A 6,563-nucleotide genomic window follows, 5' to 3' on the forward strand; every position below is an offset into this window, starting at 1 on the left:
GGCGGGAGGGGAGGGAGAAGCGGGTGAGGCGGGAGTCGGCCACGGCCAAGTCCTGCCGCAGCACGGCCTGTTGGACGGCGGCCAGTTCGGGCCCGGGCTCCAGGCCCAGCTCGTCGGAGAGCCGGCGCCGAAGGTCCTCGTAACTCTCCAGCGCCTCGGTCTGGCGCCCCGCGCCGTACAGGGCGCGCACGTGTGCGGCGCGCAGCCGCTCCCGCAGTGGATGCGCGGCGACCAGGCCGCCGAGTTCACCGGCCAGTGTCGCGTGCTGTCCCAACTCCAGCCGTACCTCCGCCTGTTCCTCCAGCGCCGTCAGCCGGGCCGCCGCCAGGCGGTTGATCTCCGCGAGCGCGAACGGCGCACCGGCGAAGTCCGCGAACGCCTCTCCCCGCCAGAGCCCCAGCGCCTCGGACAGCAGCTCCGCCCTCGTACGCGGTACGGCCTCGGCCCGCGCCCGGTCCAGCAGCGCGGTGAACCTGCCCGCGTCGACGGCGTCGGGGCCGGTCCGCAGGAGATACCCCGAAGCCCCGGCCCCGGAGACCACCAGACCCCGCCCGCCCGGCTCGGCCCGCTCCAGCGCGCCGCGCAGCTGCGAGACCTTTCCCTGCAAGGTGTTGCCGGGGTCGTCCGGCAGCGCGGATCCCCACAGCTCGTCCACCAGCCGGCCGACGGACACGGCGCGCCCCGGATCCACCAGCAGGTGGGCGAGCAGCGCACGGACTTTCGCGCCGGGGATCCGCACGGGTTCGCCGTCCGCCGTCCACACGGCCAGCGGACCGAGCACCCCGAATCGCATATGAGTCACCCTACGGGCGGCGGCGGTCGGCCGGCCGACAGTGGACCGGCAGTCGATCGACAGCCCGACTCGGCAGAGTCCTTCCCATCGCGTCAACCGAACGCGACGCACACCACGGGAGGAACCCCATGACCACCGAGCCCGCACAGCAGACCGACTCGCGGCCCGACCGCCCGACCGTCACCGTCATCGGCCTCGGCAACCTGGGCCGCGCGCTCGCCGCGGTCTTCCTCGAACAGGGCTACCGCACCACCGTCTGGAACCGCTCCCCGGCCAAGGCCGACGATCTGGTCGCCAGAGGCGCGCACCGGGCGACGACGGCCGCCGAAGCCATCGCGGCGGGAGAACTCGTCATCGTGTCCGTGCTGGACTACGACAACGTACGACAGATCCTGACGCCCGCCGCCGACGCGCTCCGGGGCCGGATCCTGATCAACCTCACCTCCGGAACCCCGGAGCCCGCCCGTGAGTTGGCGGCGTGGGCGACGGGACAGGGCGCCGAGTATCTGGACGGGGCGGTCTACGCGGTACCGCAGACGATCGGCACGCCGGAGGCGTTCGTCCTCTACAGCGGCTCGTCCGCCGTCTTCGAGACGTACCGCGAGCAACTGAACCTCCTGGGCGGTCCCACCTTCGTCGGCACCGACCCGGGCCTGGCATCGGTCTACGACGTCGCGCTGCTCAGCGGCATGTACGGCATGTTCGCGGGCTTCTTCCAGTCGGTCGCGGTCGCCGATTCGGCCCAGCTCAAGGCCACGGACATCACCAGCCTCCTGGTCCCCTGGCTGAACGCGGCCGCGGCTGCGCTGCCCGGCTTCGCGGCCGAGATCGACTCCGGCGACTACACGACGGAGACGTCCAACCTCGAAATCAACGCGGTGGGCCTGGCCAACATGCTGACGGCCACCAAGGCCCAGGGCATCGGGGTGGACCTGCTGACCCCGCTCCTGACCCTCTTCGAGCGCCAGATCGCCCAGGGTCACGGCGCGGCGAGCCTCTCCCGAGCGATCGAGTCACTCCGGCCCCCGCGCTGACGCCCTCCCTCCCTCGCGCGATACGGGCGGAGACGGGGGACGTATGGCGAGGAAGCGCGGGAGCGCGGGAGCGCGGGAGCGAACGCGAGCGCCCGTCGGCCGCGCGCGGGCGGCGGGCGTGACGGGGCCCGGTGGAAGGGCCTGTTGGGCGCCGGTGGTGTGGTGCCGCTCGTGCTCGTGACGTACTGGTCCGGCATCTGGCATCCCCGGCATTCGTCCGATTCGCGGCCCCTGGCGACCGGTTCCCGCCGTCGGCGCGACTCAGTGGGCCCCGTCGCCCCTGGCGCGGAAATCGTCCAGCAGGTCGAAGAACATCTCGATGGCGGGCGTGCCGGCCTTCTCCGCCGCCCGCTCGATCTCCGCCGACCAGGTCAGCGAGCTCTCATCCGGCATGCCCGGCCGGGTCAACAGCCAGTCGCCGAAAGGTGCCTGGCCCCGTGGACCCCAGAAGTCCAGGGGCTCAACGACACCGTGGACGGCCAGAGCGACTCGATATCCGGAGAGCATCGAGTCGAGGTGGGCCAGTGAGCCACCCCGCACCCACATGTCGGGCCGCAGCCGGACCTCCTCCAAGAAGGCGTACACGTCCGGCAGTTCGGCCAGCTGTCTCACTGGTCGTCGGGGCTTCTCCGTCTCGGTCATACGGGCACCCTACCGACCGTCCGCTCAACGGACGGTCCGTCAGGAAGCGGTGGGCGGCGGTTCGGTGTCCCGCAGGGCGAACACCGCCTCGGTCGTACGGCACAGCGCCTCCACCGCGCGGCGCAGCGACAGCAGGCCGGTCAGCCAGAGCACGATCCCGACCGGTGCGGCGGGCCACCACCAGGCGCCGAGGACCGTGAACGCGGCGCTCCACGCGAGGGCTTCGCACGCCGCGTCGTAGGCCGCGCGTGTGTCGCTCAGCGCGGCACGGGAGTTGTCCGGTGCCGCGAGCAGCAGCTTGGTCCACTCGCTCGCGATGTCGGTACCGGTCTCCGCCCTGACGTGCTCCTCGGCGGCACGGAACCGGTCGCCCGACCAGGTGGGGGAGCCGGGCTGTCCCGACGAGGTGGGGGAGTCCCGCATGTCCCGCTCCGCACGGGCCCTGCGTGCGTCGAGCCGGTCGGCGCGGAACTCCTTCCCGGCGTCGCGGGCGCGCACGGACTCCCGCCCGATCGCGTCGGGGTGCGCCCAGCGCCGTACGCGCCACGCGGTCACGCGCCGCGACACCGGCATCAGCCACCAGGGCCAGGCCCCCGACGCCAGCGCGCCGATCGCGCTCCCGGCGAAGGGCACCGCGAACGCGGCCGCCACGATCGCCACCGCGACGAGTACGAGGGAGGCGACACCGTCGGCGGTCAGCCCGCCGCTCTGCCGCAGCGCTCCGGCGATTCCCTCGCGGGCCAGCCCGAGGTCGTTCCAGTGCCGCTGACCGAGCTGCCCGCCGCCCACGAGCGCCACCACGACGAACAGCGCGGCGGGCAGCAGGCGCCGCAGGAACCACCCGTCGGGTATGCGCTTCTGGAGTTCGACGAGCAGTTCCACCGCGCTCAGCCCTCCACGAGGCGCATCGGCCGGTCGGCCAGAGCGCAGGTCGGAGTCGGAGTCGGCGTCGGTACCGCTGCAGGTACCGCTGCAGGTACCGCTGCCAGTGTCGTTGTAGGCGTCGCTGTAGGTGTACGAGGCGTGGCCCCGTCCCTCCGTAGATCCACCCGGGCACAGCGGCCCGTGGGGCAGACCCAGCCGACCGACTGCGGCGCGGGCCCGGACAGCCAGTCGCCGACACCCATCGTCAGGCGCAGACCGATCCCGCCGGGGATCCCGGCCGCCTCCGCCGCATCGTGCAACTCCCGTACGGAGTCCCGCCATTCACCGGTGGTCGGGTCGCCGTCCCGGACGGCCGCGAAAGGCTCTTCCCAGCGTGCCGGACCGATCAGCTCACGCAACGCGTCGACGTTGCGGCACAGATATTCCACGGCGTCCTCGTACAGCCTTCGCGCTTGCGCCCCGTCGCCCACCGCAGACCCCCAAACCTCCGCGAACCACTGCCCTCTGACGTTGACTCAGCTTAATCTGGAGAACGATGACGGAGCTTCGGGAACGAGTTGTCGCACGCCTCGTATCGGCTCAGAACTCCCAGGATCCCGCGCGGTTGCGCGAGGACGACGCGGTGCGCGACGCCCTGGCACTGCTGCGCGAGGCCGCGCCGTCGCCCGAGGAAGCGGTCGACCTGGGGTCCGTCGCCGACGTCTTCTGGACCTTCTGGTTCCGTCACGAGGGGCCCGAGGACCCGGACGCGCCGCGGAACGTGACGATCGTGCTGAGCACCTTCGGATTCCTGTACCCGCGAGTGCCCGACCACGGGCGGTATCCCCAGCCCCTGCGCGACGCCTTCGACCCCGCCGATCCGTCGCACGGGACGCGGTTCGAGCACCTGATGAGTTCGGCGTACGGCGAGGTCGCGTTGAGTGTGCCCGGTCTGGCGGAGTCCGACCGGCTGGACGCCCTCGACCGGGCGATCGCCTGGTCCGACACGGCTCAGCACTATCTGCCGCCGGGCCACGACGGGTTCGTCGAGTTGGCGCTCCATGCCCTGGCCCTCCACACGGCGCGTTTCCAGCTCGCGGCGGACCCGGACTCGCTCGCCGTGGCGGCGCGGAACGCGGCGGCGGTGTGCGAGCGGCTGCCGTCCGCCGAGCCGAACACCCTCGGCCCGGCGGGCGCCGACGCGCCCGCGCTTGCCCTCGGCACGGTGCTGGACGCCGCGCGGCTGCTCGGCGAACCGCCGATGTCCGAGGTCGAGCGGATGGTCGCGCTCGTACCGGACGGGCTGCACACGGCCGAAGTCGCCGAGGCGCTGCGCTTCCTGCGCCTGATGGACGCCGAACCGGTCTTCTGGCCGGGGGAGTTGGACCTGCGCGCGGGCCAGGCCATTGTCGACGGGGGCACGGCCGAGCGCGACGCGGGCCGGATCGCCTGCGGCGTACGACGGCTGCGCGCGGCGCTCGTCCGTACGCCCGCCGGTCATCCGGCCCGTGCCGCCGTGACCACGAGCCTGAGCCGGGGGCTCGATGCCTTCGCCAGGGAGCGCGGCGACAACGAGGCGGCGGGGGAGCAGGCGCGGGAGGCCGCGCGTGAGGCGGCGCGGGAGGCGGCCGAACTGCTCGGCACCGTGGAGAGCGCCGACGCCGAACTCCTCGCCGATCTGGCGGAGTTCAACAGCCGGATGGCGGGCGGCGACGATCCGGAGCGCTTCCACGACGCCGCGCCGCTGCTCGGCGGCATCGTCGAACAGCTCAGGGAGCGGACGGCGCGCACGGGCGGCCCCCCGGACATCGACCTGGAGATCGTCGGCCTGGCGACCGCGATCAGCGCCGGGGCGGACACGGCACCCGTATCCGTATCCGTATCCGATGAGCGGATCGACCGGTACCGCGCCGCGCTGGCGGCGCTTCCCGCCGGCACGCCGCACCGCTACGCGTACGTCGCCGTGCTGGCCGCTCTCGCGGGACTGCGGGCGACGGACCGCCCCGACGCGGACGAGTCAGCACAACTCCTCGCCGAGGCAGGGACGTTGACCGACGAGGTGGCGGCCGGCGCCCCGGCGGACTTCCTGCCGCTCGGCCTGCTGCGCGGCGGCCACTTCGACCTCGCGCTGTCGGTCGCCGTGGGCTCGGTCCCCCTCGGCGGACCGGACGGCACCGACGGCGCACCGGACGCGGAACTGGTCAAGGTTGTCTCCCAGCTGTCCCGTATCGACGGCCTCCGCCTCGACGACCCCGAACACCTCGCCGCCGACATCGAGGTCATGCGGGAACTGCTGGCGGAGACGGGCGAGGACGAGCCCTCCCTGCGCGCGCCGCTCGCCGCCGGGCTCGGCAGCGCGCTCGCCGCCCAGGCGGCCGGCCGGGGCGACGTCTCCTCCTCTCTGGACGAGATCGTCCGACTGCTGCGCTACGCGCGCACACACAGCGGCGAATCGGACGAAGGAATCGATCGGCTCCTCGCCTCCGCGCTCACGACCTGGTCGGCCGCGCGGCTCGACCCGGAAGCGGCGCGAGAGGCGGCGGCGCTGCTCGCCTCGTCGGCGGTCGAAGGGCCGCCCGCCGACATCGCCCCGGCGGTGCTGGCGCTCCATACCGAACTGCACAACGCCTTGCAGAACTATCTGCTCGGTCATGAACCGGGGCAGCTCGTACGCGCCGGGGAACTGGCGCGGCGGATCAAGGAACTCGCCGGTGAAGCCGTCTCCGAGGCCGGGGAGGGCCTGTCAGGGTTCGAGATGATGGGCGACGCCTACGTCGACCTGATCGAGACCATGGGGCCGGCCGGCGGGCCGAAGCCGGACATCACCGACGAACATGTCGACCAGTGCCGCAGAACGTTCATGGCGTGCCCCGCCGGTCACCCGATGCGGCTGTTCGCCGGGTCCACCCTGATGCGGGCACTCGCCCAGCGAGCCGTCGTCGTCCACCGCGCCGACCCGCAGCGGGCGGTGGACCTGGTGGGTGAGGCCGGCCATCTGGTCGACTCCCTCGCGGACGGGGCTCCGGACGGCTGGGTGGACATGACGCGCTTCTTCATCGGGACCGTCGCCGCACAGGTCATCGGGGGAAGCCTGCCCGCGAGCGCCCCGTACGCGGCGAACGATCCGAACGATCCGAACGCCTTGTCGGGTCGGCCGCCCGGCGCCGAGGCCCAACTGGCGGTCCCGCCACCGGTGAACCCCTTCGAGGCCATCGCGGCACTCTTCCGGT

At 72.9% G+C, this 6,563-nt stretch carries 5 protein-coding genes; 2 read left to right on the top strand and 3 right to left on the bottom strand.

The window, feature by feature from the left end:
• Positions 1 to 793, bottom strand: a 793-nt coding sequence (locus P3L51_RS34345) for an AfsR/SARP family transcriptional regulator (protein ID WP_354609280.1), incomplete at its 3' end; no start/stop codon positions are given.
• Between the two features lie 128 nt (positions 794 to 921).
• Here P3L51_RS34345 and P3L51_RS34350 point away from each other — a divergent pair.
• Entirely contained in the window at positions 922 to 1,827 is a 906-nt protein-coding gene (locus P3L51_RS34350; protein WP_354609281.1) for an NAD(P)-dependent oxidoreductase, read from the top strand.
• A gap of 261 nt (positions 1,828 to 2,088) precedes the next feature.
• On the opposite strand, the gene P3L51_RS34355 is transcribed toward P3L51_RS34350, so the two are convergent.
• Complete coding sequence (locus P3L51_RS34355) at positions 2,089 to 2,469, bottom strand: hypothetical protein (protein ID WP_354609282.1); 381 nt, start codon at positions 2,467 to 2,469, stop codon at positions 2,089 to 2,091.
• 39 nt (positions 2,470 to 2,508) lie between these two features.
• A complete protein-coding gene (locus P3L51_RS34360; RefSeq protein WP_354609283.1) occupies positions 2,509 to 3,351 on the bottom strand; it encodes a hypothetical protein in 843 nt (280 codons plus the stop codon).
• A 538-nt stretch (positions 3,352 to 3,889) separates the two neighbouring features.
• Between P3L51_RS34360 and P3L51_RS34365 the strand changes: the two genes are divergently transcribed.
• A partial coding sequence (locus P3L51_RS34365) for a hypothetical protein (RefSeq protein WP_354609284.1) occupies positions 3,890 to 6,563 on the top strand: 2,674 nt, incomplete at its 3' end.

The organism is Streptomyces panacea (assembly GCF_040560175.1).
Lineage (GTDB): Bacteria > Actinomycetota > Actinomycetes > Streptomycetales > Streptomycetaceae > Streptomyces > Streptomyces panacea.

What these genes read in the sequence shown, in the direction of transcription:
- P3L51_RS34350 (WP_354609281.1), top strand. Translation starts at nt 922, where the DNA reads ATGACCACCGAGCCCGCACAGCAGACCGACTCGCGGCCCGACCGCCCG.
- P3L51_RS34355 (WP_354609282.1), bottom strand. Translation starts at nt 2,469, where the DNA reads ATGACCGAGACGGAGAAGCCCCGACGACCAGTGAGACAGCTGGCCGAA.